Here is a 22,878-nt window from a genome sequence, read left to right on the forward strand (position 1 = left end):
GTCAGACCTCCGCTTCCTGCTTGCCCTGGTCGGCCTTCTGCCGCGCGAGGTTCTCGGCGACCTCCGCCTGCCACGCCTCGTTGGCCTTGGTGGTGTCCACCTCGTATTCGAAGCGCTGCGTCATCTTCTCGGTGACGTCGGCGACGTCGACGTAGAACTGCTCGTACCAGCGTCGCAGCTGATAGACCGGGCCGTCCTCCTCGCAGAGCAGCGGGTTGTCGATCTTGGTCTTGTTCTTCCAGATCTCGACGTCCTGCAGGAAGCCCTCGCCGATGCCCTCGGTGAACTTCGCGGCGAGTTTGGCCGACATCTCGTCGGACATCCCCGTCGGCTTCTTGACGATGATGCCGTACTGCAGCACGAACGAGTCGTGCGTGACCGGGTAGTGGCAGTTGATCAGCACCGACTCGACCTCGTAGCCGCCGTAGCTGTTGGTCATCGGATTGATCATGTAGGAGGGACCGTAGTATGCCGCGAACGACTTCAGCAGCGACTCCATGCCGTACTGGGTGGACATGCCCTTGTCGGGCCGGCCGCGGGTGTTGAGGTACTGCGCGGCGACGTGCCCTTCGAAGACGTTCTTGAAGTAGGTCGGGAACGCGTAGTGGATGTAGTAGAAGTGCGCCATGTCCACGACGTTGTCGATGATCTCACGGCAGTTGGCGCCCTCGATGAGGATCGAGTTCCACGTCCAGTCGGTCCACTCGCCCGACCCGTACTGCTCGATGTCGGGGATCGTGACCTCCGGCGGCGGGGGGTTGCCCTCGGGGTCGTTCCAGACGAACAGCTGCCCGTTCTTCTCCATCGTGAGCCAGGAGCGGGTGCGGGCGAGCGGCGGCACCCGCCGGGCGTAGGGAATGTCGGTGCACTTGCCGTTGCCGCCCCACCGCCAGTCGTGGAACGGGCAGGCGACGGAGTCGCCCTTGACCTCACCCTGCGACAGGTCGCCGCCCATGTGCCGGCAGTAGGCGTCGAGGACCTTCGGGTCGCCCTGGCTGTCGGCCCAGACCACGAGCTTCGTGCCGAACGCCTCGACGGCGTGCGGCTTGCCGTCCTTGAACGTCCTGGCGAGCCCGAGGCAGTGCCAACCCCGCGCGAACCGCGTGCGGACCTCTCCGACGTCGATCTCGCGAATCTGTGCCATTGTCCCCTCACTTCCCTTCGATTCGTCTAGTAGAACACGTTATAGAATAATGCGGCGATCCGGAAGCGAACCGGGACTTTCGTCCCACAGAAAAGACGCCGACGTGCGGTGATTCCGCGGTCTCGACATGAATGGGAACGTGTTCTAGTCTCGAAGCAAGCGATCATTTCCGGAACAGACGGGAGCGTCCAGTGGGCGACCACGAGAGCCACGAGGTACTGCAGCGGATCGACGCGCTGCTGCCCGCCCTGCGGGAACGTGCACAGGAGACCGAGGATCTTCGCCGCATCCCCGACGACTCCATCAAGGCGCTGCAGGAGACGGGGTTCTTCCGGCTGCTCCAGCCGAAGCAGTGGGGCGGCTACGAGGCGGACCCGGTGCTGTTCTACACGGCTGTCCGCAACATCGCGAGCGCGTGTGGCTCCACCGGATGGGTGTCCGGGATCATCGGTGTCCACAACTGGCACCTGGCCCTGTTCTCGCAGCAGGCCCAGGAAGACGTGTGGGCCGAGGACACCGACGTGCGCATCTCGTCCTCCTACGCCCCGATGGGTGCCGGTGAGGTCGTGGACGGCGGCTACAAGGTCAACGGCGCGTGGGCCTGGTCCTCCGGGTGCGACCATGCCACGTGGGTCGTCGTCGGTGGCCCGGTCCTCAAGGACGGCCGCCCCGTCGATTTCGGCAGCTTCCTGATCCCGCGCGCGGACTACGCGATCGACGACGTCTGGAACGTGGTCGGCCTGCGCGGCACCGGGTCGAACACGATCGTGGTCGAGGACGTGTTCGTGCCCCGGCACCGCTTCCTCAGCTTCAAGGCGATGAGCAACCTCACCGCCCCCGGACTCGAGCGCAACATCGCGCCGGTCTACAAGATGCCCTGGGGCACCATCCATCCCACCACGATCTCCACGCCGATCGTCGGCATGGCCTACGGCGCCTACCGGGCACACGTCGAGCATCAGGGCAAGCGCGTGCGCGCCGCCTACGCGGGGGAGAAGGCCAAGGACGATCCGTTCTCGAAGGTGCGGATCGCCGAGGCCTCGAGCGACATCGACGCCGCGTGGCGCCAGCTGTCCGGAAACGTCGCCGACGAGTACGCGCACCTCGTCGCCGACGAGGAGGTCCCGATGGAACTGCGGCTGCGCGCGCGTCGCGACCAGGTCCGCGCCACCGGCCGTGCCATTGCGTCCATCGACCTGCTGTTCGAGAACTCCGGTGCCACCGCCCTCGCCAACGGCACCCCGATCCAACGGTTCTGGCGCGACGCCCACGCCGGGCGTGTCCATGCCGCCAACGACGCCGAGCGCGCCTATGTGATGTTCGGTGCCGGCGAGTTCGGCCTCCCGATCACCGACACGATGGTGTAGGGGAGATCGAATTGACTGTGACGGAAGAGATCACCTACGAGTCGACGTCCCGGTTCGCTCAGGTACGCGACGACCTGCGGTTGCACTACCACGAGGCGGGGGTCGGCCACGACACCACGATCGTGCTGCTGCACGGCGGCGGGCCGGGCGCCTCCGGCTGGTCGAACTTCGCCCGCAACATCCCCGTGCTGGCCGAGCGCTTCCACGTGATCTGCGTCGACCAGCCCGGTTACGGCAAGTCCGACAAGCCCACCGAGCATCCACAGTACTTCGTGCACAGCGCCACCGCGCTGAAGGACCTGCTCGACCACCTCGGCGTCGACGGGCGCGTGCACCTGCTCGGCAACTCGCTCGGCGGCGGTGCCGCGGTGCGGTTCGCGCTGGACTTCCCGGACCGGTCCGGACGGCTCGTGTTGATGGGACCGGGGGGATTGAGCGTCAACCTCTTCGCGCCCGATCCTACCGAGGGTGTGAAGCACCTCGGCCGGTTCGCGGCGCCGCCGGAGGGCCCGACCAGGGAGAAGCTCGAGGCGTTCCTCCGGGTGATGGTGTACGACCAGTCGCTGATCACCGACGAATTGATCGAGGAACGCTTCGCCGCCGCGAGCACCCCCGAGTCGCTCGCAGCAGCCCGTGCGATGGGGAAGTCGTTCTCCGGTCCGGACTTCGAGCTCGGCATGCTCTGGCGCGACGCCTACAAGCTGCGGCAGCGCGTGCTGCTGATCTGGGGGCGGGAGGACCGGGTCAACCCGCTCGACGGGGCGCTCGTCGCACTCAAGCTGATCCCGCGGGCGCAACTGCACGTCTTCGGGGGCTGCGGACACTGGGCCCAGCTCGAGAAGTTCGACGAGTTCAACCGCCTGACAATCGATTTCCTGACCGACCGGAGCGGTCGGGGCGAGCGAAGCGACGGGAGTGTCTGACATGGGTATCCGATCCCTCGCGTATCTGCGCATCGGCGCCACCGACATGGGCGCCTGGCGCGAATACGGGCTGAAGGTGCTCGGCATGGTGGAGGGCAAGGGTGTCCACCCGGACGCCCTGTACCTGCGAATGGACGACTTCCCGGCCCGGCTGGTCATCGAGCCGCACGAGAGCGACCGGCTGCTGGTCGCCGGCTGGGAGACGGCGAACGCCGCCGAGCTGCAGGAGGTCCGCGACAACCTCGCCGCCGCCGGGGTCCCGTTCAAGGAGGGCACGGCCGAACAGCTCGCCGACCGTCGTGTGGACGAGCTGATCGTGTTCCAGGACCCGTCCGGCAACACCCTCGAGGCGTTCCACGGGGTGGCGCTCGAGCACCGCCGCGTGGTCAGCCCGTACGGGCATCGGTTCGTCACCGGCGAGCAGGGACTCGGGCACGTCGTCCTGTCCACCCGCGACGACGAGGAGGCCCTGCACTTCTACCGCGACGTCCTCGGCTTCCGGTTGCGGGACTCGATGCGCATGCCGCCACAGATGGTAGGCCGTCCGGCCGACGGGAAACCGGCCTGGCTACGCTTCTTCGGGTGCAACCCACGGCATCACAGCCTGGCGTTCCTGCCGATGCCCACGCCGAGTGGCATCGTGCACCTGATGATCGAGGTGGAGAACGCCGACGACGTCGGGCTGTGCCTGGACCGGGCGCTGCGCCGCAAGGTGAAGATGTCGGCGACGCTGGGCCGGCACGTCAACGACCTCATGCTCTCGTTCTACATGAAGACCCCGGGCGGCTTCGACGTCGAATTCGGCTGCGAGGGAAGGCAGGTCAAGGACGAGGAGTGGATCGCCCGGGAGTCCACGGCTGTCAGCCTGTGGGGTCACGACTTCAGCGTGGGGATGCAGCCGTGACCACCCCCGACGACGGTGTGATCGACCCCCGGGTCTTCCGGAACGTGCTGGGCCAGTTCTGCACGGGGGTCACGATCATCACCACCGTCGACGCGGGCGAGCCGGTGGGATTCGCCTGCCAGTCGTTCGCGGCGCTGTCGCTGGACCCGCCGCTGGTGTTGTTCTGCCCGACGAAAACGTCGCGGTCGTGGACCGCGATCGAACGATCCGGGCGCTTCTGCGTCAACGTGCTCGCGGAGGAGCAGCAGGACACGTGCGCCCGGTTCGGATCCCGGGAGCCGGACAAGTTCGCCGGCGTCGGGTGGAGTCCGTCACCGATCGGCTCGCCCGTCCTGACCGGATCCCTGGCGCACATCGACTGCACCGTCGAGACCGTGCACGACGGCGGCGACCACTGGGTGGTGTTCGGTCGAGTGTCCTCGCTCAGCGAGGTGCGCGACGAGAAGGAGCGGCCGCTGTTGTTCTATCGCGGCCAGTACACCGGCATCGAGCCGGACAAGACCGTACCGGCCCCCTGGCGGGACGACCTCGAGGCGTTTCTCACCAGTACCTCCGAGGACACCTGGCTCTGAGGGCCGGCACGGCCGGACGGACGGACGGTTACTCGCTGGGCTGGGGCACCTGGATGCTGTCGGGCAGCTGGTCCCGGGCCCGGTCGAGTTGCTGTTCGAGCTGCTCGACCATGCGGTCGTTGTTGAGCACCGTCACCACGCCCGCCACGTAGGCGATCGACAGCACGAGCGAGACGATGCTGAGCACGATGCCCGCGATGGCGACGCCGCGCCCGGTCACGCCCAGGCGACGTGCCGCGCGCAGACCCACGATGCCGAGCACGAGCCCGAGGAGGGAGAGCACCAGACCCACGGGAGAGAGGACGAGCGAGAGCACGCACACCAGGGCGGCGGTGCCGACGGCGAGCGCGAGGGCGGCGGCCACGCTGGTCTTGGCCGGCTTCGTCGTCACCCGCTCCTCGAAGGGAGCGGCGGTGGTGGTGCGGTCCGTCACCCGGTCGTCCGCCACCACGCGGTCGCGGCCGGGAACCGGATCGCGGCCGGGAAGGGGGTCGCGGCCCGGAACGGGGTCTCGGCCGGCTGCGCTGGCGCCGGCGGGCTCGCGTTCGATCATCGTCGGTCCTCCTGGTCGGGATGCTGGCCGGGGGTGCCCTCGTCGACGTAGTACTCGGTGGTCACGACCCGCTTGTGGAGTCGCGGTCCGGACGAGGGGGCGTCGTGTTGTGTTGTGCCACCGGCACCACCGCCCGGATGCGACGGTGTGGCCGACGGCGGAGCCGAGGTGGCCACACCCGGTACGCCTCCCTGCGGCGGCCTCTGGGTGTCCGGGGTGCGATGGGTATCCGGCGTCCGGTCGGTGTCCCGCACCCGATCGGCGTCGGGTGTCCGGTCGGCGTCCGGCGAGCGACCGGTATCGGTGTCGGTATCCGCCCTGTCGTAGTAGCGGTAGAGCTGCGTCTCCTCCTCGGGGGTGAGACGGCCGTCCTCGTCGATGTTCGGGGCGCCGGTCACCGTGTCCTTGTCGAACGGCAGACGGACGTCCTTGCCGTCCAGGTCGGCGACGTCGATCGGCACGAAATGCCGACGGGTGCCGAACAGGCCGGTGACGACGGTGATCCAGGCAGGGTTCCCGGTGCGGTTGTCGAGGTAGACCTCGCCGACCTTGCCGAGCTTGTCGCCGCCGGGTCCGTAGACGGTGGCGCCGACAAGTGCATCGATGTCGCTGTTGTTGATCATGGTGACCTCACCGATCGATTGTGTCTTCGACCCGGTGAGTGCCCGCTGCGACGGGCGTCGAAACCCGAAGGCCGGATCAGATCGGTTCGGCGTCTCCGAAGGTCATCTGCAGACGGGGGATCGACGATGTGAGCAGCGCGCGCCGGGGCAGCCCCAGCGCGCGCAGTTCGCCGGCGATGGGGTGGGTTCCGAGGCGCAGGGTGGCGCCGCCGACGCGGCTGCGCACGCCGGCGGGATTCATCGCCCATCCGGTGTGCCGGGTGATCCCGTCCAGATGGGCGTAGGCCGTGACGGAGGCGGCGGCACCACGTCCGGGAACCGCGAGGCCCGGTCGCACCGACAGTTCCGCGATCAGCTGCCCGTCCCGGCTCACCGACGCGCGCTTGACGGCGCCGGCGTGGTCGGCGTCGAAGTCGGCGAGGATCTTGGGGAACCCCCAGATTCCCCGTCCTCCCGCCAGGGTGAACTCGCCGTCGACGGGCAGTTGATGAATGAGGGCACCGGCGCCGCCGCGGGCGAGTTCCCGCAGATCCTGCAGCACGGTGCCGCCGCGCCGGCGATGGTCACGGACGAGGAAGCACACGCCGAACTCGTTGTAGGGTCCGAGATCTCCGTCGACGTAGTCCACGAACACCAGGATGCAGACTCCGCGACCCGGGCGGGGGTGCAGCAGTTCGAGTCCCGTGTGGTCGATCAGCGCCTGAGCCGGCGCGGCGGGCACCGAGTACATCGCCGTGAATGCCGTCGCGGTCCGGACCCGCACCGGCATCTCGATTGCGGTGCCCGAGATCATGTGTGTCGTCACGCCCTGCCCCTCTGCACGGACCGATCGCGAACCCGGCGGTGGCCGGCCGGGTTGCTGATGAGAACGTGTTCTACTATTCGTGGTCCGTGCTGGGAGCGCAAGGGTGGTCGGCGAATGTGTCCGAAGAGCGGGCAGCCGCGCCGGATGGGCGCGGCCGCCCGTGCACGGTGGCTTCGTCAGCTCGGTGCGCCGAGGTCCATCTCGTCCGGGTGCATGCCGACACGTGTGCCGTCGTCGAGGGTCGCGATCTCGCTCAGGTCGAGGTCGTCGAGTTCGAAGTCGAACACGTCGAAGTTCTGCGCGATCCGCGCGTCGTGGACCGACTTCGGGATCACGATCAGGCCGTTCTGCAGGTGCCAGCGGATCAGCACCTGGGCCGCGGACCTGCTGTGCCGGTCCGCGATGCGCGTGATGATCGGATCGATCAGCAGCGTGTTCGGCTTGGAGTCGCGGCCCCAGCCGGAATTGCTGGTACCGCCCAGTGGGCTCCACGATTCGACGGCGATCCCGTGGTCGGCCGCGAAGGCGCGGATCTCCTGCTGGGGAAGATGCGGGTGCAACTCCACCTGGTCGACGGCGGGCAGCATGCCGCCGCGATCGACGAGCAACTGCAGATGGTGCGGCTCGAAGTTGCACACGCCGATCGCCTTTGCCCGGCCGGACCCGGCGATCTTCTCGAGTGCGTCCCAGGTGCGCAGCAGCCGGTCGTTGTCCTGCAACGGCCAGTGGATCAGGTACAGGTCGACGTAGTCCGTGCCGAGGCGGCGGAGGCTCTCGTCGAACGCCGTCAGCGCCCGGTCGTAGCCCTGGTCGGCATTCCACAGCTTCGTGGTGAGGAAGACGTCCTCCCGCGGGACCGCGGAGGCCGCGATACCGCGCCCGACGCCCTCCTCGTTCCCGTACGCGGCGGCGGTGTCGATGTGCCGGTAGCCGGCCTCGTCGAGGGCGAAGCGCACGGCGTGTTCGGTCTGCTCGTTGGTGGCCTGCCAGACTCCCAGGCCGAGCTGCGGGATGGTCGTTCCGGAATTCAGCGTGATCACGGGAGTGCTCATCGTCCCAGGCTAACGACTGGGGGATCGCCCCGCGGCCCGAGCGAATGTACCCCTCACTCGATCAGGTCGACGCGATGGTCCATTCGCTCGGGCACGCGGGCGTCACATTCCGATCGCGGCCAGGAACTCGCGCGGCTGCCCGAACAGCTGGGCGGTGCCGTGGGCGCGCTTGAAGTACAGCTGCGCGTCGTGTTCCCACGTGATCGCGATGCCGCCGTGCAACTGGATCGTCTCCGCGGCCACCTGCTCGAACGCCTCCGAGCAGTACACCTTCGCCGCATACGCGTCCTGCGCATCCTGCGACAACGCCGCCGCGTACGACATCGAGCGCGCGGTCTCCACCAGCGCGTACATGTCGGCCATGCGGTGCTTGAGCGCCTGGAAGGACCCGATGACGCGGCCGAACTGCTTGCGGTTCTTCGTGTACTCCACGGTCAGCTCCAGCGCGGCCTGTGCCGCACCGACCTGCTCGGCCGACAGCGCGATCAGTGCGACGGTGCGCAACCGGTCCACGAGATCCGCCGGGCACGCGAGCGGCCGTCCGGGCGCCCCGTCGAACCGCACCTGCGCGAGGGTGCGGGTCGGGTCCATCGTCGGCACCCGGCGCCGGGTCACGCCGGTCGCGTCCGGATCCACCTCGAACAGCGCGACGGCGTCCCCGTCGCGCGCGAGCACCAGCAGGGTGCGCGCGACGTCTCCGCCGAGCACGTAGTGCGCGGTGCCGTCGAGCCGGTCGCCGGTGGCGGTCACCCCCGGCGACGACCAGCCCGCCGCCGAGGCCCAGCACACGGCCGCGATCTCCCCGGCGGCGATGCCCGGCAGCAGCCGCGCGCACGCTTCGGTGTCGCCGGACAGCAGCAGCGCCTGCGCCGCGAGTACCGCCGAGCCGAGCATCGGCGACGGCGTCAGCGTCCGGCCGAGTTCCTCGAGCACGACGTGGGTCTCGGCGAGCGAGGCGCCCACCCCGTCGTAGTCCTCGGGCACGGCGAGCGCCGCCACCCCGATCTGCTCGACCATCAGCTCCCACAGGGCGGCGTCGTAACCCTCGGGCGCGGTGATCGCCTTGCGCACCGTCGACGAGTCGGAGTGCTTGCCGAGCAGGTTGCGCACCGACTCGCGCAGCGCGGCGCGGTCCTCGGTTTCGAACGTCACGACGCCTCCAGCGCGTCGACGATCCGCGCCCGGTGCACGTCGGGCGTGCCCCACGCGGTGACGAGGGCGCGGACCTTCGTCAGCCACAGCGACAGGTCGTGTTCCCGGGTGTAGCCGATGGCGCCGTGCACCTGCAGCGCGGTCCGGGCCGCACGGTAGGCGGCGTCGCCGCAGGCGACCTTGGCGGCGGAGACGTCCCGCGACGCCTGGGGCAGCCCGTCGCGCACCGACAGCGCCGCGCCGTGCAGCAGCGGCCGGGCCATCTCCAGCGCGACGGCCACCTCGGCGAGGTGGTGCTTGACGGCCTGGAAGGAGCCGATGGCCCGGCCGAACTGCCGGCGCTGCTGCGCGTACTCGGTGGTGCGCTCGAGCAGCGTCCGGCCGAGCCCCTGCAGCTGCGCCGCGGTGGCCAGCGCGCCGAGGTCGAACGCGGCACCGAAGTCGGCTTCGCCCAAAGACTCTCCCGCCGCGACGGGGAAAAGCCGACGGGCCGGGTCGACGGACTCGCGCGGCTGCCCCGGGGTGCCGACGGACACGGCCGAGCCGTCGACGTGCAGCACCAGGTCGGCGACGTCGGCGTCGACCGCGAACGGCACGTCCGGCGCCGCGGCGACGGTCGCGAGCGCGCCGGAGGCCAGAGCCGGCAACCGGTCCGGCGCCGCGGCCGTGAGCAGCACCGGGACGACGGCGACGGTGTCGACGACCGGGCCCGGCACGGCGTGGCGGCCGAGTTGTTCGACGGCGACGACGAGGTCGACCGCGTCGGCACCCACGCCGTCGTGGTCCTCGCCGACGAGCAGGCCGCCGAGCCCGATCTCGGCGAGCCGCTGCCACACCTTCAGGCCGGGGCCGGTGTCGCCGGCGCTCCACGCGCGGATCGCGGCAGGCATGTCGGACTTGGCGAGCAGCGCATCGATACTGGACGCGAAGTCCTCGTGGGAGGAGTCGAGCGCGAATCTCATCGGTCGCCCTTCGGGAGGCCGAGCAGGCGCTCGGCGATGACGTTCTTCTGGATTTCGTTGGTGCCGGCGTAGATCGGGCCGGACAGCGAGAACAGGTAGCCGTCCGTCCAGCCGTCGACGAGTTCGGCGGCGGCGCCCTGCAGGTCGAGCGCCGTCTCGTGGGCGGCGATGTCCCACTCCGACCAGAACACCTTGTTGATGGACGACTCCGCGCCGAGCTGCCCGCCGTCCTGCAACCGCGTGACCGTGCCCCAGGTGGACAACTCGTAGGCGCGCGCGCCGATCCAGGTGTCGGCGACGCGGTTGCGCAGGGCCGCGTCGCCGCGCAGGTCCGACGACTTGTACAGCTGCAGCAGCCGGTCGGCGGTCGCGAGGAACCGCCCGGGGGAGCGCAGCGACAGGCCGCGCTCGTTGGAGGCGGTGCTCATCGCGACCCGCCAGCCCTCGTTCACGTCGCCGATGACCCCGGACGCGCCGGGGTCGGCGGGATCGTCGGGCACGAACACGTCCTCGAGGAAGATCTCGGCGAAACCGGGCTCGCCGTCGAGCTGGTCGATGGGCCGGACGGTGACGCCCTCCGCGCGCAGGTCGAACATGAAGTACGTGATGCCCTTGTGCCGCTGCGCTTCCGGGTCGGAGCGGAACAGGCCGAAGCCCATGTCCGCGAAGGACGCCCGGGAGCTCCACGTCTTCTGCCCGTTGAGCCGCCAGCCGCCGTCGACGCGGGTGGCCGTCGAGCGCAGCGACGCGAGGTCGCTGCCGGACTCGGGTTCGGACCAGGCCTGCGCCCAGATGTCGTCGGCGCGCGCCATGCGGGGCATGATGCGGGCGAGCTGGTCGGGGTGGGCGTGCTCGAACAGGGTGGGGGCGAGCAGGAAGATGCCGTTCTGGCTGACGCGTCCGGGTGCCCCGGCGCGGTAGTACTCCTCCTCGAACACCACCCACTGCAGCAGCGAGGCGTCGCGGCCGCCGAGTTCCTCGGGCCAGGACACCGCGGACAGCCGGGCGTCGGCGAGGATGCGTTCCCACTTGCGGTGTTCCTCGAAGCCCTCGGCCGTGTCCATGGACTTCAGCGGGCTCGACGGGACGTTCTCGGCGAGGAAGGCGCGGACCTCGTCGCGGAAGGCGAGGGTCGCGTCGTCGAGTTGCAGATCCACTACTTCGTTCCTTCCTGCGCGGCGGAGTTCCCGCCGCTCACCGGGCGTGCGCTCGCGGCCATCGATTTCGCGTTCATGCCGCCGAGGGAGTCGGTGCCGACCTCGGCGTTGTGGGCGTGGGCGAAGTGGTGCAGGCCGAACACCGAGTCCATGCCGTTTCGCATGCCCATCTGGTCCTCGCACTGGTTGACGGCGCGCTTGGTCAGGGCCAGGCCGAACCGCGGCATCTCGGCGATACGCGCGGCCAGGGCGAGGGTCTCCTCCTCGAGCTTCTCGCGCGGCACGACGCGGTTGACCATGCCGACCTCGTACGCGCGCTGGGCGCCGAAGCGGTCGCCGGTGTAGAGGATCTCCTTGGCGAAGCGGGTGCCGAGGACCCACGGGTGGGCGAAGTACTCCACCCCGGGAATGCCCATGCGCACCACGGGATCGGAGAAGAACGCGTCCTCCGACGCGACGATCAGGTCGCACACCCAGGCGAGCATGAGGCCGCCGGCGATGCACGCGCCCTGCACCATCGCGATCGTCGGCTTGGGGATCTCCCGCCATCGGCGGCACATGCCCAGGTACACCTCCATCTCACGGGCGTAGCGCTGGTCGCCACCGGGCTTGTCGACGTGGTCCCACCACATGACGGCCTTGTTGTCGTAGTGCACGTGGTGATCACGCCCGGGGGTCCCCAGGTCGTGGCCGGCGGAGAAGTGCTTTCCGTTGCCGGCGAGCACGATCACCTTCACCTCGTCGTCCTCGACGGCGCGTTCGAAGGCGGCATCGAGCGCGTAGGTCATCACGGAGTTCTGCGCGTTGCGGTAGTCCGGCCGGTTGAGGGTGACGATCGCGACGCCGTCGCGCACCTCGTAGGTGACGACGTCGGGTTCGTAGGGGACGGTCATGACTTCTCCTCACGCAGAATGTTTTTCAGAACCTTGCCGGACGGGTTGCGGGGCAGGTGCCCGGTGAAGCGGACCGAGCGGGGCACCTTGAAGTTGGCCAGCTTCTCCTTGCAGAACGCGATCACGGCCTCCTCGGTCAGGCCGCTGCCCTCGAGGGCGACGACGTACGCGCGGCCGACCTCGCCCATGCGGTCGTCGGGCACACCGATGACCGCGACCTCGTGCACGCCGGGCAGGCGCATCAGCGCCGCCTCGATCTCGGCGGGATAGACGTTGAACCCGCCGCTGATGTACATGTCCTTGAGCCGGTCGGTGATGTCGAGGTAGCCGCGTTCGTCGAGGGTGCCCACGTCGCCGGTGTGCAACCAGCCGTCGGCGTCGATCGTCTTGGCGGTGGCCTCCGGGTCGTCGAGGTAGCCGAGCATCACGTTGGGGCCCCGCAGCAGGATCTCGCCCTTGTCGCCGATGCGGACCTCGAAGCCGGCGGCGGCGCGGCCGGAGGAGGTGGACACGGTGACGGGATCGTCGTCGGTGCGGCACATCGTCGCGACCACGGCCTCGGTCTGCCCGTACGCGGTAAGCACGGCGTCGAAGCTCAGCTCGTGCTGCATGCGTTCGACGAGCGCGACGGGCACGGGTGCGGCCCCGGTGACCGCGATCCGCAGGGACGACATGTCGAATTCGTCGCGCCGGGGGTGGTCGAGGATGCTCTGGTAGATCGTCGGCGCTCCCGGCATCACGCTGATCCGCCGGTCGGCGACGGTGGCCATCACCTTCTCGACGTCGAACACCGCCATCGGCACGACGGTGCTGCCCGCGAGCAGCGCCGCGACGAAACCGGCCTTGTAACCGAAGCTGTGGAAGAACGGGTTGATGACGAGATAGTTGTCGTCCGGCGTGAGTTCGGCGCAGTCGGCCCACGCCTGGGCGACACCGATCAGCTGTCGGTGGGCGCTGAGCACACCCTTGCTGCGTCCGGTGGTGCCGGAGGTGAACAGGATGTCGGAGACGTCGTCGGGGGAGACCGCCCGCGCGCGGGCGTCGGCCTCGGCGCGCGCGTCCGCCGTCGCCGAGGCCAGGAACTCGTCCCAGTCCACCACGTCGTCGGCGGGGGCGTCGGTCCCACCCAGTGGGACTCGCACGACGGTGGGAATGTGCAGGTCCGGCGCCACCGCGCGCAGGGCCGCGTACCGGTCGGTGCCGAGGAAGTCCCCGGCAACGACGAGAGCGCCGGCGTCGATCCGGTCGAGGATGTCGTGCGCCTCGTTGCCGGTGTATCGGGTGTTGACGGGGACGACGACGCCGCCGGCCCAGTGGATCCCGAGCGCGGCGACGATCCAGTGATGGGTGTTGGGCGACCAGATCGCCACGCGTGCGCCCGGTTCGACGCCGCGGGCCACCAGGGCCGCGGCGAAATCGCGGACGAGGTCGCGCAGGTGTGCGAACGTCGGTCGCACGTCGCCGTCGACGATCGCGGTCCGGTCGGCATGCGCCGATGCGGCGCGTTCGAGGGCGGCCGGTGTGGTTCTCGGTTGTGCAGTCACGGAGCTCCCTACCTAGCAAGTGCTTGGTAGGTTATCGTACAGACGTGCATGAGAGCGAGAGACTGGACGACACGGGTTTGGCCGAGACCGAATTCGCCGCGACCGTCCGCCGGTGGCTGGAGGAGAACCTGACCGGCGAGTTCGCCGGGCTCAGAGGCAAGGGCGGCCCGGGCAGCGAGCACGAGTACTTCGAGCAGCGCCTGGCCTGGGACCGGCATCTCGCCGCCGCCGGATGGACCTGCATCGGCTGGCCGGCCGAGTACGGCGGACGCGGCGCCACCCTCGAACAGCAGGTGATCTTCCACGAGGAGTACGCGAAGGCGAACGCACCGGCGCGCGTGAACCACCTCGGCGAGGAACTGCTCGGCCCCACCCTGATCGCCTTCGGCACCGAGGAACAGAAGCGCCGCTTCCTGCCCGGGATCCGCAACGTCACCGAACTGTGGGCGCAGGGCTACTCCGAGCCCGGCGCCGGCTCCGACCTGGCCAACGTCTCCACCACCGCCCGGCTCGAGGACGGCAAGTGGATCATCAACGGCCAGAAGGTGTGGACGTCCCTCGCGCACGTCGCGCAGTGGGCGTTCGTGGTCTGCCGCACCGAACCCGGCTCGTCCCGGCACCACGGCCTGAGCTTCCTGCTCGTGCCGCTCGATCAGCCCGGCGTCACGGTCCGGCCCATCCAGCAGCTCACCGGCACCTCCGAGTTCAACGAGGTCTTCTTCGACGACGCCGTCACCGACGCCGACCTCGTCGTCGGCGCCCCCGGCGACGGGTGGAAGGTCGCGATGGGGCTGCTCACCTTCGAACGCGGCGTCTCCACCCTGGGCCAGCAGATCGGCTTCGCCCGTGAGCTGCAGGACGTCGCCGACCTCGCCGCAGCCAACGGTGCCGCCGAGGATCCGCACATCCGCGAGCGGATCGCGCGTGCCCGCATCGGCCTGCGCGTGATGCGAGCCCACGCCGTGCGCACCCTCGGCGAGGCCGACCCCGGCCAGGCATCGGTGGCAAAGCTGCTGTGGGCCAACTGGCACCGCGACCTCGGCAAGCTCGCGATGGACGTGCAGGGTCCGGCCTCGCTCGTCGGACCGGATCACGACCATGCCGGCACCCCGTCGGTGCTCTCGGACCCCGAGCATCTCGAGCTCGCCGAGTGGCAGCGGCTGTTCCTGTTCACCCGCGCCGACACCATCTACGGCGGATCCAACGAGGTCCAGCGCAACATCATCGCCGAGCGCGTGCTCGGCCTTCCCCGAGAGGCCCGACCGTGACCACTTCCCCCCTCGCCACGCCGCCCGTCGAGACCCCGGGCCACGGCCTGCTCGCCGGCAAGAAGGTCGTCGTCACCGCCGCCGCCGGCACCGGCATCGGCTTCGCGACCGCCCGTCGCGCCCTGCTCGAGGGCGGCGACGTGCTCGTCTCGGACTTCCACGAGCGTCGGCTCGGGGAGACGGTCGACAAGCTCGCCGCCGAGTTCCCGTCGCAGCAGGTCGACGCGCTCGTGTGCGACGTCTCCTCCACCGAGCAGGTCGACGCGCTGGTCACCGGCGCCGCCGACCGGCTCGGGCGCATCGACGTGCTGGTCAACAACGCCGGCCTCGGCGGTGAGACCCCGGTGGTCGACATGACCGACGAGCAGTGGGACCGCGTCCTCGACATCACGCTCACCAGCACCTTCCGCGCGACGCGGGCGGCGCTGCGCTACTTCCGGTCGGCCGGCCACGGCGGCGTTCTCGTCAACAACGCCTCGGTGCTCGGCTGGCGCGCGCAGCACTCGCAGGCGCACTACGCGGCCGCCAAGGCCGGCGTGATGGCGCTGACCCGCTGCTCGGCGATCGAGGCCGCCGAGTACGGGGTCCGGATCAACGCCGTCGCCCCGTCGATCGCGCGGCACGCCTTCCTTGCGAAGGTCACCAGCGAGGACCTGCTCGACCGGCTCGCCGCCGACGAGGCGTACGGGCGGGCCGCGGAGGTCTGGGAGATCGCCGCGACCATAGCCATGCTCGCCAGCGACTACACCACGTACCTGACCGGCGAGGTCGTCTCGATCTCCTCGCAGCGGGCCTGACCCGTGCGCGGTTCCGGTAGCCGCCGCCACCGGAACCGCTCACGGCAGCCTGAAAGGATGCCTCCATGACTCCTCCCAGAGACGATGCTGCCAAGTCCGGGCGTCGCGCCGAGTTGCTCGACATCGCCGCGGAGCTGTTCGCCTCCCGCGGGGTGCGTGCCACCACCGTGCGCGACATCGCCGACGCCGCGGGCATCCTGTCGGGCAGTCTCTACCACCACTTCGACTCCAAGGAGTCGATGGTCGACGAGATCCTGCGGGGATTCCTCGACGACCTGTTCGGCCGCTACCGCGAGATCGTCGCCTCGGGTCCGGACTCCCGCGCCACCCTCGAGGCGCTCATCACCGCGTCGTACGAATCGATCGACAAGTCGCACGCCGCGGTCGCGATCTACCAGGACGAGGCCAAGCGGCTCGTGGAGAACGAGCGGTTCTCCTACATCTCCGACCTCAACACCGAATTCCGCGACCTGTGGGTGGGGGTGATCGAGCGCGGCATCGCCGACGGCACGTTCCGGCCGGACGTCGACGTCGAACTCGTCTTCCGGTTCCTGCGCGACACCGTGTGGGTGGCCGTGCGCTGGTACCGGCCCGGCGGCACCCTCACCGCCGACAAGGTGGCGCAGCAGTACCTGTCCATCGTGCTCGACGGACTTGCCAATCCCTGAACCGACCTTCCCGGAACCGACTAGGAGTCCCTCATGACCGAGGCATACATCGTCGACGCGGTACGCACCCCGATCGGCAGGAAGAACGGCGGCCTGTCCGCCGTCCACCCCGCCGACCTGGGCGCGCACGTGATCAAGGCGATCGTGGACCGCACCGGCATCGACCCGAGCGACGTCGACGACGTCGTCTTCGGCTGCGTCGACGCCATCGGCGGCCAGGCCGGCAACATCGCCCGCACCGCGTGGCTCGCCGCCGGCTACCCGCAGCACGTCCCCGGCGTCACCGTCGACCGGCAGTGCGGGTCGAGCCAGCAGGCCCTGCACTTCGGTGCGCAGGCCATCCTGTCCGGCACCGCCGACCTCATCGTCGCCGGCGGCGTGCAGAACATGTCGCAGATCCCGATCTCCGCGGCCATGATCGTCGGGCAGCAGTACGGCTTCGACACCCCGTTCGGCGGTTCGGCCGGCTGGACCGAGCGCTACGGGGACCAGGAGGTCTCGCAGTTCCGCGGCGCCGAGATGATCGCCGACAAGTGGGATCTCAGCCGCGAGGATCTCGAGCGCTGGGCGTTGCAGAGCCATGAGCGGGCCAAGGCGGCCATCGCCGAGGGCCGGTTCGAGGGCGAGATCGTCCCGCTCGGCGACGCCACCGTCGACGAGGGGCCCCGCGAGACGAGCCTCGAGAAGATGGCGTCCCTCGCGACGCTCGTCGAGGGCGGCCGGCTCACCGCCGCCGTCGCCAGCCAGATCTCCGACGGTGCCTCGGCGGTACTGCTCGCCTCCGGCGAGGCCGTCCGCAAGTACGGTTTGAAGCCTCGCGGGCGGATCCACCACCTCAGCGCCCGCGGCGACGACCCGATCTTCATGCTCAGCGCGCCCATCCCGGCGACGCAGCACGCGCTGGCGAAGGCCGGCCTGAGCATCGACGACATCGACCTGATCGAGATCAACGAGGCCTTCGCCCCCGTCGTACTGGCCTGGATCAAGGAGATCGGCGCCGACCCCGCCAAGGTCAACGTCAACGGCGGCGCCATCGCGCTGGGCCACCCGCTCGGCGCCACCGGCACCAAGCTGATGGCGACCCTGCTGAACGAGCTCGAGCGCCGCGAGGGTCGCTACGGCCTCCTGACGATCTGCGAGGGCGGCGGCACCGCGAACGTGACGATCATCGAGCGGGTGTAGCCGGGCGGCTGCGCCGCCGGTGTGTCTCTTGGGCTGCCCTGACAGCCCAAAAGACACACCGGCGCGTCAGCGCAGGGTCGGATCGGTGACCCGGTCGCTGCTGCCGGCGGTGCGGAATGCGTGGTCGGCGAGGTCGGCGAGCGGATCGGCGGGCAGGACGTGGACGATCTGCTGGTGGACGATGCCGCCGTCCGGGCACCAGACGACCACCCGCCGGGGCCCGGGCGCCACCTGGTGGGCGACCATCGACCCGGATGGCTCGACGGGCAGGCTGCGGGTGTTACCGTCCGCGTCCGGATCGACGCGGCAACTCTCCGGGTGGACGGGCACACCGTGCACCGTCACCTTCACCCGCTCCCGGCCCGCGACGACGTCGGCGGCGGGCGCTGCCTGCGCCGTCGCCGGAACAACCACTGCCGCAACGACCGTGGACAGTGCCACCGCCGTCGCGCCTGCATAACCGAATCTCATGGCTTCTCCCTCCCGTGCGGGCCTCTCCCACCCGTCCGGCTCAGCGTACGACACGGGTGGGGCACCGGCTCAGGGTCGGAAGGACACCCGGGCGTGCAGTCCCTCCGGCATGAGGGTGAGCCGCTCGGCCACCTTCAGCCGGTAGGCGGGGTCTATCGCCAGGTCGTAGCGGCGCAACAGGGTTCCCAGCACGAGAGTGGCCTCGTGCAGCGCGAACTGCCTTCCTATGCAAGCGCGTTCGCCGGTGCCGAACGGTTTGTACACGTGCGCGGGCCGGGCCCGGACCCGTTCGGGCAGGAAGCGGTCGGGGTCGAACTCGTCGGCGTCGTCGCCCCAGACCGCCCGGTCGCGGTGCACCGCGGGCAGCAGCACGAGCACCCAGTCGCCGGCACGCATCCGGTACCGGCCGGCGAGGGTGGTGTCGACCTTCGCCTCCCGCGCGTACGCCGGCGCGGTGGGCCACAGGCGCAGCGCTTCGTCGAGCACCCGGCGGACGTAGCGCAGCTTGGCGATCTGCTCGAATGCGGGCTCGCCGTCGCCCCAGATCTCCTCGACCTCCGCCCGGGCCCGCGCGTAGGCCTGTGGGTCGCGCATCAGATAGTAGAGAGCGAACGACAATGCACCCGAAGTTGTTTCGTGACCGGCGACGAGGAAGGTGAGCACCTGGTTGCGGATGTTGATCTCGTCGAGCCTGTTGGGATCGTCCTCCCGTGCCGCCCGCAGCATCAGCTCGAGCAGGTCGTCGGGGGCGGGGCCGGGGGCGTCGCGCCTGCTGTGGATCACCGCGTCGACGATGTCGTGCATGTGCGCCCGGTCGAGGTCGTACTGCCGCTTGGCGGCGGGGAAGAGGAAGCGCCCGACGACCGGCACGGTGCGCAGCATGCTGCGCTGCGAGAACGACAGTCCACCGACCATCGCCTCGACGAACGGATGCCGCTCCGCACGCTCGAACGGCTCGAACGAGTAGCTGAATCCGGTGCGGCCGATGGTTTCCAGCGTCAGCTTCGTCATGTCCGCGGCGATGTCCACGTCGCCGCCGCCGTGCTCCGTACGGTCCCAGTGCGCGACGAGCTGGGTGGTGACGTCGAGCATCGTGGCGTGGTACCGGCGCATCGCCTGCTGGGTGAACGCCGGCATCAGTAGCTCGTGTGCGCGCCGCCAGTTCGGTTCCTCGTTGAAGGCGGTGAACAGCCCGTCGCCGCCGATCGCGCGCAGGGCCTCCACACCCGGCGCGAGGTGCTTGGCGAAGCGCTTCTCGTCGGACAGCTCGGCCGTGAGCTCGCCCGAGCAGACGAACACGAAGCGGCGGCCGAAGGCCGTGCGCTCGAACACCGGGCCGAGGGTCTTGTGGATTGCCATCGAGTTCTGCACCGGGGTCTTCAGCGACATGCCCAGAACGTCGCCGGCGAGGGGGAGACGTCTCGGCGGGCGCGGAATTTCCGTGTCGAACACCCGCGACGTGGCCATGACCATGCTCCGACCCCCAGTTATTGAATCCGTGTACAGTAGTCACGCTACGCCGGGACGGACGCGTGTCAAGAACTAGATTGGGTCCGTGGCCCAACCCCGCCGACGACTCGATCCCGAGCAGCGCCGCGCGCAGCTGCTCGACATCGGCGCGCGCCTGTTCGCCGAGCGCGCCTACGAGGACGTGTGGATCGAGGAAGTCGCCGAACTCGCCGGGGTCTCGCGCGGCCTGATGTACCACTACTTCCCGACCAAACGAGACTTCATGGCGGCGGTCGTCCAGCGGGAGTCCGACCGGCTGCTTGCCGTCACCGAACCGGATCCGCAGCTCACCGTCGCCGAGCGGATCACCGCGGGTCTCGACGCCTACCTCGACTACGTCGCGTCGCATCGGCAGGGCGTCGCGGCGGTCAACAGGGCCGCGGACTCCGCCGACGCCGGTATCCGCGCGATCGTCGATGCCGAGCTCGGCGTTCAGCAGGAACGCATCCTCGACGCGCTCGCACCGCCCGACGGCGAACGCGAACTCGTCGCGGTGGCCGTGCAGGGATGGATCGCCCTCGTGCGCAGCGTGTGCGTCGACTGGCACGACCACCCCGCCGTCACCGGGACGCAGCTGCGGGAGCTGTGCCTGAATGCGCTGCGCGGCATGCTCGGCGGTCGCCTCGGCTGAGAACCCGGGTTACCCTCGGTCCATGTGCCGGAACATCACGGAGCTGCGCGGGCTCGAGCCGGCAGCGACCGCCGAGGAGATCGAGGCCGCCGCCCGCCAGTACGTGCGCAAGGTCAGCGGCGTCCACAAACTGTCCGACGCCACCCGCGAACCGTTCGAGGAGGCCGTCGCCGAGGTCACGGCCGTCACCATGCGGCTGCTCGACCGGCTCCCGCCGCGCCGGCAGCCGCCGCCGACGATTCCGCCGTTGCGCCGGCCGGAGGTGCAGGCGCGGATCGCGGCGCACGGCTGAACGACGTCGCCCCTCCGTGTCCCACGGCGGCGGTCAGCCGGACGCGGGTGCCGTTCCCGCGGCGCGGGCGTGCACCCAGGCGACCACCTGGGTGCGGGATCCGACGCCCAGCTTGTCCAGGATGTGTTCGACGTGCCCGTCGACCGTCCGGTGCGAGATCACGAGCCGATCCGCGATCTCCCGGTTGCTGAGGCCCCGGGCGACGAGTTCGGCCACCTCCACTTCCCTGCGGGTCAACGGGGAGGCACTGGGTGACGCGGTCGCCGACGGGTCTGCAGGCGTTCCGAGAGCCGTGTCGACAGCCTGCTCGATGGTCAGGTGTGCCGGCGGTGCCGACAGGCGCGCGTACTTCTTCGTTCCGAGCGACTGTCGGACCCGCTGTTCCCAGTGCGCCGAATCACCTGTGATGTGGGGACCGAAGGCCGCGACGGAAGTGCCGAGTCGCTGCCACACGGCCCCGGCCGCGCCGAAGAGCATGGCAGACCGCTCGGTGTGGCCGACGGCTTCCGCCGCCCAGGCGAGAAGTTCGATCGACAGGGCGGTGCAGATCTTGTCCTTGAAGTCGCGCTGGATGTGCAGTGCCTGTTCCGCGGCGTCGACGGCGTCGTCGATCCGGCCGAGGTGGAAGTAGGCCAGGCTCGAAACCCACAGGGCGTACGCCTTGTTCCACTGCTCGCCGTGTTCGTCTGCCGCGTGGATCACGTGTGCACACGTGGCGAGTGCGTCGTCGACCCGGCCGTCGTAGGTCTGGGTCATGGCCAGTTGGAACAAGGCGGTGAGGGTTGCCGCGCGATCGCCTCGGGTGCGATGAACGGCGATCGCCGCCTCGTAGAGATCGATCGCGTCGGTTGTTCGTCCGCAGAACAAGGCGTGCAGGGCGGCCCAGTGGTCGTGATGCGCCTGCAACTCGGCATCTTCCAGTTCGGCTGCGATGGATCCGCATTCGGCAAGACGAAGTGCGGCTCCCTCCCGGTCCCCCTGGATCAGGGCCGTCCACGCGGTCACCCACAGGACGTTGCCCCGGTCGCGAGTGGACCGGGGCAGTCGTTGCAGAAGTCGCTCGAGTCGGGTGCGGCCGTTGGAGAGGTTGCCTCCTGCGATCCAGTGATACCGCAGCGCCACGGCGAGGGCGGCCGCGGCCGGCAGGTCGCTGTCGTCCCGTAGCGACCAGTCGAGCGCAGCCATGAAGTTCGGATGGTCGATCCGCCACCGCGACAACAGTTCCGATTGCCTCGGCCCGTACCAGTCCGCCGCGTAACGCTGTGCCCGCTCGAGGTAGTGGTCCCGGTGCCGCCGGTACAGATCGTTCCTGTGCCCACCGGCGTCGAGCAGCTCGTGCCCGTACTCGCGCACGGTCATCAGCTGCGAGTAACGGAAGGTATCCGCGGAACGATCAACCGCGACAAGCGATTTCGACACCAGGCCGTCGAGAAGGTCCATCACCTGTTCCGGTGGAAGGTCTTCGTCCCCGCAGATCGACTCGGCGGCTTCGAGATCGAAGCTGCCGGGAAAGACCGACAGCCGCGCCCACAGCGTGCGCTCCGGTGCGGAGCACAGTTCGTAGCTCCAGTCGATCAGCGCCCGAAGCGTCTGCTGCCGGGGCACGGCCGCGCGGTTGCCGCCGGTGAGCAGGGCGAAGCGCCGGTCGAGCCGTTCGACGAGCTGGGCGGGGGACAGGGTTCGCAACCGCGTCGCGGCGAGTTCGATGGCCAGGGGGATGCCGTCGAGCTGGATGCACAGCTGGGCGACGGCGTCGGCGTTGGCGTCGGTGATCCGGAATTCGGCGACCACACTCTGGGTGCGCTCGACGAGAAGCGTGACCGATTCGAACAGAGCCAGGTCGGCGGCGCGGTTGCCCGTCGATTCCGTTGGGGTGCTCAACGGCGGCAGCACGTAGGTGAATTCGCCGCCGACCCCGAGCGGCTCCCGGCTCGTCGCCAGCACGCGCACCTCGGGTGCGCCGGTGAGGACCGTGGTGACGAACGCGGCCGCCGCGTCGAGCAGGTGCTCACAGTTGTCGACCACGATCAGCATGTGGCGGTCCCGCAGGTGATCGAGGATCTTGTCCGTCGCGGGACGGGTGGACTGGTCGGTGACGCCGAGCGCCGCGGCCGCGGCCGACGGGAGCGCCTCGGGATCGCGGACCACGGCGAGGTCGATCCAGCAGAACGAGTCGCGGAAGGCGCGGGCGGAGCGGAGGGCGATCTCCTCCGCCAGCCGGGTCTTGCCGACCCCGCCCGGACCGAGCAACGACAGGAGCCGGGCCTGCTGCAGGCGGGCCCGAGCCTCGTCGATCTCCCGGCGACGACCGACGAAGCTGGTCAGCGAGGGGGTCAGTCCTTTGGTGCGGGGCAGGGGGGACTCCATCTTCACGCTTCCCAGAGATAGTGGTCAGAACATACCCGAATG

Annotated in this window: 23 protein-coding genes; 10 read left to right on the forward strand and 13 right to left on the reverse strand. The window is 69.7% G+C overall.

All coding sequences use genetic code 11. The annotated features are described in order from the left end of the window. Position 1 precedes the first annotated feature (1 nt). Positions 2–1,144, reverse strand: coding sequence for a Rieske 2Fe-2S domain-containing protein (locus tag G6038_RS04920; RefSeq protein WP_165036194.1), 1,143 nt, complete (start codon positions 1,142–1,144; stop codon positions 2–4). 191 nt (positions 1,145–1,335) lie between these two features. Between G6038_RS04920 and hsaA the strand changes: the two genes are divergently transcribed. From hsaA to hsaB, 4 genes are read left to right on the forward strand one after another with little or no spacing between them, the layout of a single operon-like run. Further along, positions 1,336–2,511, forward strand: a complete 1,176-nt coding sequence (hsaA, locus tag G6038_RS04925; RefSeq protein ID WP_165036195.1) for a 3-hydroxy-9,10-secoandrosta-1,3,5(10)-triene-9,17-dione monooxygenase oxygenase subunit — start codon at positions 1,336–1,338, stop codon at positions 2,509–2,511. Between the two features lie 11 nt (positions 2,512–2,522). After that, positions 2,523–3,434 carry a 4,5:9,10-diseco-3-hydroxy-5,9,17-trioxoandrosta-1(10),2-diene-4-oate hydrolase gene (gene hsaD, locus G6038_RS04930; protein ID WP_165036196.1) on the forward strand — a complete coding sequence of 304 codons (912 nt, stop codon included), beginning with the start codon at positions 2,523–2,525 and terminating at the stop codon, positions 3,432–3,434. A 1-nt stretch (position 3,435) separates the two neighbouring features. After that, the gene (hsaC, locus tag G6038_RS04935; RefSeq protein WP_100056577.1) at positions 3,436–4,338 is read left to right on the forward strand and encodes an iron-dependent extradiol dioxygenase HsaC; all 903 of its coding nucleotides are present in this window, start codon (positions 3,436–3,438) and stop codon (positions 4,336–4,338) included. Continuing rightward, complete coding sequence (gene hsaB, locus G6038_RS04940; RefSeq protein ID WP_165036197.1) at positions 4,335–4,910, forward strand: 3-hydroxy-9,10-secoandrosta-1,3,5(10)-triene-9,17-dione monooxygenase reductase subunit; 576 nt, start codon at positions 4,335–4,337, stop codon at positions 4,908–4,910. Before hsaC ends, hsaB begins: the two co-directional genes overlap by 4 nt. A 28-nt stretch (positions 4,911–4,938) precedes the next feature. On the opposite strand, the gene G6038_RS04945 is transcribed toward hsaB, so the two are convergent. The 9 genes from G6038_RS04945 to G6038_RS04985 all read right to left on the reverse strand — a co-directional run bounded on the left by G6038_RS04945 (position 4,939) and on the right by G6038_RS04985 (position 13,651). Next, a complete protein-coding gene (locus G6038_RS04945) occupies positions 4,939–5,463 on the reverse strand; it encodes a DUF4190 domain-containing protein (protein ID WP_165036198.1) in 525 nt (174 codons plus the stop codon). Continuing rightward, entirely contained in the window at positions 5,460–6,086 is a 627-nt protein-coding gene (locus G6038_RS04950) for a PRC-barrel domain-containing protein (RefSeq protein ID WP_165036199.1), read from the reverse strand. The genes G6038_RS04945 and G6038_RS04950 overlap by 4 nt, the downstream gene beginning before the upstream one ends. Before the next feature lie 76 nt (positions 6,087–6,162). Beyond that, positions 6,163–6,879 carry an acetoacetate decarboxylase family protein gene (locus G6038_RS04955; protein WP_165036294.1) on the reverse strand — a complete coding sequence of 239 codons (717 nt, stop codon included), beginning with the start codon at positions 6,877–6,879 and terminating at the stop codon, positions 6,163–6,165. A gap of 188 nt (positions 6,880–7,067) precedes the next feature. Further along, the gene (locus G6038_RS04960; protein ID WP_165036200.1) at positions 7,068–7,943 is read right to left on the reverse strand and encodes an aldo/keto reductase; all 876 of its coding nucleotides are present in this window, start codon (positions 7,941–7,943) and stop codon (positions 7,068–7,070) included. A gap of 102 nt (positions 7,944–8,045) precedes the next feature. Next, positions 8,046–9,095 (reverse strand): acyl-CoA dehydrogenase family protein, encoded by a 1,050-nt coding sequence (locus G6038_RS04965; RefSeq protein ID WP_165036201.1) that lies wholly within the window; start codon positions 9,093–9,095, stop codon positions 8,046–8,048. Next, positions 9,092–10,057: an acyl-CoA dehydrogenase family protein gene (locus tag G6038_RS04970; RefSeq protein WP_165036202.1), complete on the reverse strand. Its 966-nt coding sequence runs from the start codon at positions 10,055–10,057 to the stop codon at positions 9,092–9,094. Before G6038_RS04970 ends, G6038_RS04965 begins: the two co-directional genes overlap by 4 nt. Continuing rightward, positions 10,054–11,214, reverse strand: coding sequence for an acyl-CoA dehydrogenase family protein (locus tag G6038_RS04975; RefSeq protein WP_165036203.1), 1,161 nt, complete (start codon positions 11,212–11,214; stop codon positions 10,054–10,056). The genes G6038_RS04970 and G6038_RS04975 overlap by 4 nt, the downstream gene beginning before the upstream one ends. Next, positions 11,214–12,107, reverse strand: coding sequence for an enoyl-CoA hydratase (locus G6038_RS04980; RefSeq protein ID WP_165036204.1), 894 nt, complete (start codon positions 12,105–12,107; stop codon positions 11,214–11,216). The genes G6038_RS04975 and G6038_RS04980 overlap by 1 nt, the downstream gene beginning before the upstream one ends. Further along, positions 12,104–13,651: a FadD3 family acyl-CoA ligase gene (locus tag G6038_RS04985; protein ID WP_165036205.1), complete on the reverse strand. Its 1,548-nt coding sequence runs from the start codon at positions 13,649–13,651 to the stop codon at positions 12,104–12,106. The genes G6038_RS04980 and G6038_RS04985 overlap by 4 nt, the downstream gene beginning before the upstream one ends. A 44-nt stretch (positions 13,652–13,695) precedes the next feature. Between G6038_RS04985 and G6038_RS04990 the strand changes: the two genes are divergently transcribed. The 4 genes from G6038_RS04990 to G6038_RS05005 all read left to right on the forward strand — a co-directional run bounded on the left by G6038_RS04990 (position 13,696) and on the right by G6038_RS05005 (position 17,566). Beyond that, complete coding sequence (locus tag G6038_RS04990; protein WP_346772743.1) at positions 13,696–14,919, forward strand: acyl-CoA dehydrogenase family protein; 1,224 nt, start codon at positions 13,696–13,698, stop codon at positions 14,917–14,919. Then, positions 14,916–15,716, forward strand: a complete 801-nt coding sequence (locus G6038_RS04995) for an SDR family oxidoreductase (protein ID WP_165036206.1) — start codon at positions 14,916–14,918, stop codon at positions 15,714–15,716. Before G6038_RS04990 ends, G6038_RS04995 begins: the two co-directional genes overlap by 4 nt. A gap of 65 nt (positions 15,717–15,781) precedes the next feature. Further along, on the forward strand, positions 15,782–16,384 hold the full coding sequence (locus G6038_RS05000; protein ID WP_165036207.1) for a TetR/AcrR family transcriptional regulator: 603 nt from the start codon (positions 15,782–15,784) through the stop codon (positions 16,382–16,384). Positions 16,385–16,417: 33 nt separating this feature from the next. Beyond that, positions 16,418–17,566, forward strand: a complete 1,149-nt coding sequence (locus G6038_RS05005; RefSeq protein WP_165036208.1) for an acetyl-CoA C-acetyltransferase — start codon at positions 16,418–16,420, stop codon at positions 17,564–17,566. Positions 17,567–17,632: 66 nt separating this feature from the next. Here the strand turns inward: G6038_RS05005 and G6038_RS05010 are convergent, their stop codons facing one another. Then, on the reverse strand, positions 17,633–18,037 hold the full coding sequence (locus G6038_RS05010; RefSeq protein ID WP_165036209.1) for a hypothetical protein: 405 nt from the start codon (positions 18,035–18,037) through the stop codon (positions 17,633–17,635). A gap of 69 nt (positions 18,038–18,106) precedes the next feature. Then, positions 18,107–19,504, reverse strand: a complete 1,398-nt coding sequence (locus G6038_RS05015; protein WP_165036210.1) for a cytochrome P450 — start codon at positions 19,502–19,504, stop codon at positions 18,107–18,109. Positions 19,505–19,592: 88 nt separating this feature from the next. On the opposite strand from G6038_RS05015, the gene G6038_RS05020 reads away from it, so the two are divergent. Together G6038_RS05020 and G6038_RS05025 are read left to right on the forward strand one after the other, a co-directional pair. Then, a complete protein-coding gene (locus G6038_RS05020; RefSeq protein WP_165036211.1) occupies positions 19,593–20,177 on the forward strand; it encodes a TetR/AcrR family transcriptional regulator in 585 nt (194 codons plus the stop codon). A gap of 22 nt (positions 20,178–20,199) precedes the next feature. Next, positions 20,200–20,469, forward strand: coding sequence for a DUF2277 domain-containing protein (locus G6038_RS05025; protein WP_165036212.1), 270 nt, complete (start codon positions 20,200–20,202; stop codon positions 20,467–20,469). Positions 20,470–20,502: 33 nt separating this feature from the next. On the opposite strand, the gene G6038_RS05030 is transcribed toward G6038_RS05025, so the two are convergent. Beyond that, entirely contained in the window at positions 20,503–22,836 is a 2,334-nt protein-coding gene (locus G6038_RS05030) for a LuxR C-terminal-related transcriptional regulator (RefSeq protein ID WP_206024289.1), read from the reverse strand. Positions 22,837–22,878 lie beyond the last annotated feature (42 nt).

It is taken from the genome of Rhodococcus sp. 14C212 (assembly GCF_011058195.1).
In the GTDB taxonomy this organism is placed as follows: Bacteria; Actinomycetota; Actinomycetes; order Mycobacteriales; family Mycobacteriaceae; genus Rhodococcus; species Rhodococcus aetherivorans.

What these genes read in the sequence shown, in the direction of transcription:
- G6038_RS04920 (WP_165036194.1), bottom strand. Translation starts at nt 1,144, where the DNA reads ATGGCACAGATTCGCGAGATCGACGTCGGAGAGGTCCGCACGCGGTTC.
- hsaC (WP_100056577.1), top strand. Translation starts at nt 3,436, where the DNA reads ATGGGTATCCGATCCCTCGCGTATCTGCGCATCGGCGCCACCGACATG.
- G6038_RS04945 (WP_165036198.1), bottom strand. Translation starts at nt 5,463, where the DNA reads ATGATCGAACGCGAGCCCGCCGGCGCCAGCGCAGCCGGCCGAGACCCC.
- G6038_RS04950 (WP_165036199.1), bottom strand. Translation starts at nt 6,086, where the DNA reads ATGATCAACAACAGCGACATCGATGCACTTGTCGGCGCCACCGTCTAC.
- G6038_RS04955 (WP_165036294.1), bottom strand. Translation starts at nt 6,879, where the DNA reads ATGATCTCGGGCACCGCAATCGAGATGCCGGTGCGGGTCCGGACCGCG.
- G6038_RS04960 (WP_165036200.1), bottom strand. Translation starts at nt 7,943, where the DNA reads ATGAGCACTCCCGTGATCACGCTGAATTCCGGAACGACCATCCCGCAG.
- G6038_RS04970 (WP_165036202.1), bottom strand. Translation starts at nt 10,057, where the DNA reads ATGAGATTCGCGCTCGACTCCTCCCACGAGGACTTCGCGTCCAGTATC.
- G6038_RS04980 (WP_165036204.1), bottom strand. Translation starts at nt 12,107, where the DNA reads ATGACCGTCCCCTACGAACCCGACGTCGTCACCTACGAGGTGCGCGAC.
- G6038_RS05000 (WP_165036207.1), top strand. Translation starts at nt 15,782, where the DNA reads ATGACTCCTCCCAGAGACGATGCTGCCAAGTCCGGGCGTCGCGCCGAG.
- G6038_RS05005 (WP_165036208.1), top strand. Translation starts at nt 16,418, where the DNA reads ATGACCGAGGCATACATCGTCGACGCGGTACGCACCCCGATCGGCAGG.
- G6038_RS05010 (WP_165036209.1), bottom strand. Translation starts at nt 18,037, where the DNA reads ATGAGATTCGGTTATGCAGGCGCGACGGCGGTGGCACTGTCCACGGTC.
- G6038_RS05015 (WP_165036210.1), bottom strand. Translation starts at nt 19,504, where the DNA reads ATGGCCACGTCGCGGGTGTTCGACACGGAAATTCCGCGCCCGCCGAGA.
- G6038_RS05025 (WP_165036212.1), top strand. Translation starts at nt 20,200, where the DNA reads ATGTGCCGGAACATCACGGAGCTGCGCGGGCTCGAGCCGGCAGCGACC.
- G6038_RS05030 (WP_206024289.1), bottom strand. Translation starts at nt 22,836, where the DNA reads ATGGAGTCCCCCCTGCCCCGCACCAAAGGACTGACCCCCTCGCTGACC.